The organism is Promicromonospora kroppenstedtii DSM 19349 (assembly GCF_000515355.1).
GTDB lineage: Bacteria > Actinomycetota > Actinomycetes > Actinomycetales > Cellulomonadaceae > Promicromonospora > Promicromonospora kroppenstedtii.
Map to the genome: position 1 here is coordinate 3,349 of NZ_KI911579.1, position 2,016 is coordinate 5,364.

General features: G+C 71.7%; 2 protein-coding genes and 1 pseudogene. 1 reads left to right on the forward strand and 2 read right to left on the reverse strand.

The annotated features are described in order from the left end of the window. Positions 1–364, forward strand: a 364-nt coding sequence (locus PROKR_RS02300; RefSeq protein WP_036959306.1) for a TrmH family RNA methyltransferase, incomplete at its 5' end; no start/stop codon positions are given. A gap of 3 nt (positions 365–367) precedes the next feature. On the opposite strand, the gene PROKR_RS02305 is transcribed toward PROKR_RS02300, so the two are convergent. Together PROKR_RS02305 and PROKR_RS02310 are read right to left on the reverse strand one after the other, a co-directional pair. Next, positions 368–1,612 carry a DUF4032 domain-containing protein gene (locus tag PROKR_RS02305; protein WP_020017978.1) on the reverse strand — a complete coding sequence of 415 codons (1,245 nt, stop codon included), beginning with the start codon at positions 1,610–1,612 and terminating at the stop codon, positions 368–370. 203 nt (positions 1,613–1,815) lie between these two features. Then, a pseudogene (locus tag PROKR_RS02310) lies at positions 1,816–2,016 on the reverse strand (sugar ABC transporter ATP-binding protein); the annotation flags it as partial.

The following is a 2,016-nucleotide window of genomic DNA, read 5'->3' on the forward strand; positions in this document are numbered from 1 at the left end:
GGAGCGGCGCGCGGCGGGCGTGACGGCGTCGGCCTGGAAGGTGTCCGCGGGCGCGGCCGCGCGCGTGCCGGTCGCACGTGCGACCAACCTGGCCCGTGAGCTGGCCGAGCTGAAGAAGTCCGGCTGCTTCGTGGTGGGCCTCGACGCCGGCGGCGACATGCCGGTGGGCGAGCTCGCGTATGCGAACGACCCGCTGGTGCTGGTCGTCGGCTCGGAGGGCAAGGGCCTGTCGCGCCTCGTGCGCGACGCGTGCGACGCCGTGCTGTCGATCCCGATCGCGGCCACGACCGAGTCGCTGAACGCCGCCGTGGCGGCGGGTATCACGCTCTACGAGGTGGCCAAGCAGCGCACGGATGCGAGCTAGGCCCTAAGCCTGCTGCTCGGCCTCGCCCGGTGCGAGGCCGAGCAGGGCGTCCTCGTCGGGGCGGTGCCGCAGCACGTTCTCGACGTAGGACTTGGCGGCCTCAGGCAGGGGGATGTCCCGCTGCGCCTGCTGCGAGATGAACCAGCGGTGGTCGAGGATCTCGTGGAAGAGCTGCGCGGGCTCCAGCTTGCGTCGCATCTCCTTGGGCACGGCGTCGATCGTGGGGCGGAAGACCTGGCGGACCCAGGCGTGCGCCACGATCTGCTCCTGGTCGTTCTGCCGGTCGGTCGCGGCCCGGAAGCTGTCCAGGTCGTTGAGCATGCGGCGCGCCTGGTTCTCCTGGACGTCCAGGCCCGTCAGGCGCAGCAGCCGGCGCGAGTGGTGCCCGGCGTCGACCACCTTGGGCTGGATGCGGACCTTGGTGCCGTCGATGTCCGTGGTGATCTCCAGCTCGCCCACGTCGAAGCCCAGGTCGTTGAGCCGTTCGATGCGCGCGGCCACCCGCCAGCGCTCCTCCTGGTCGAACGCCTCGGAGATGGTCAGGGCGGCCCACAGCTCCTGGTAGCGCTCCACGAGGGCGTCGCCGATGGACACCTCGTCGACGTCCTCGTCGAGCAGCTCGCCCGCCGCGAGGTCCATCAGCTCGCCGATGATGTTGGTGCGTGCCAGGTCGACGTCGTAGTTGCGCTGGCCGTCGGTGAGCTGCCGGTGCATGTCGCCGGTCTCGGCGTCCACCAGGTAGGCCGCGAAGGTCTCGGCGTCGCGCCGGAACAGGGTGTTGGACAGCGACACGTCGCCCCAGTAGAAGCCCACGAGGTGCAGGCGCACCAGGAGCACCGCGAGGGCGTCGATGAGGCGCGTGGCGGTATCGGGGCGCAGGTCCTGGCTGAACAGGGCGCGGTACGGCAGCGAGAACGGCAGGTGCTCGGTGATGAGCACGGCCTCGAGCCGCTCGCCGTCGGGCGCGCTCCGGCCCGTGATGACGCCCACGGGCACCACGGAGGGCACCTCGATGCGGTGCAGCTGCCGCAGCAGGGCGTACTCGCGGTAGGCGACGGTCTCGCCGATCTCCTTGATGGCCAGGACCCGGCCGCCGTGGTTGACGAACCGGACCACGTGCCGCGAGATGCCCTGGGGCAGCGCGGCGAGGACCTCGTCGGGCCACTCGGCCAGGGGGACGTCCCACGGGAGGTCCAGCAGAGTGGGGTCGGGCGCCACCGCGGTGATCTGGAGGTTCTGCTGGGGCATGGGCACCATTCTGCGCTGGGCCGGCCGGGCGGCCGGGCAGGCGGGTTCCGCCGGGGGCGGAGTCGTGAAAGGCCTGCGGGGTGTGTTGCTCGGAGTAGACATTGTCTACCCCGAGCAACACACCCCGAGGATGTCACCGTTCCCCGGCGAGCCGGGGGAGCGGGCCCCGGCCTAGGTGGCCGGGCCCGCCGTCAGGCGTCGGTTCAGCCGAGGCGCTCGCCCGTGGTGGCGGAGAACACGTGCGAGTGGCCGGCCTGGATGGCGACGTTGATGACGTCGCCCTTGTCCGGCACACCGCGCGGGTCGATGCGCACGATGACCTGGTTGGTGTCGCCGGCGGAGAGGTCGACGTCGGCGGCGTCGCCCTTGAGGGAGCCGTAGACGAAGGCGTCGGAGCCGAGCTC

Excerpts from the sequence above, each read along its gene's own strand:
- PROKR_RS02305 (WP_020017978.1), bottom strand. The coding sequence starts at position 1,612 with ATGCCCCAGCAGAACCTCCAGATCACCGCGGTGGCGCCCGACCCCACT.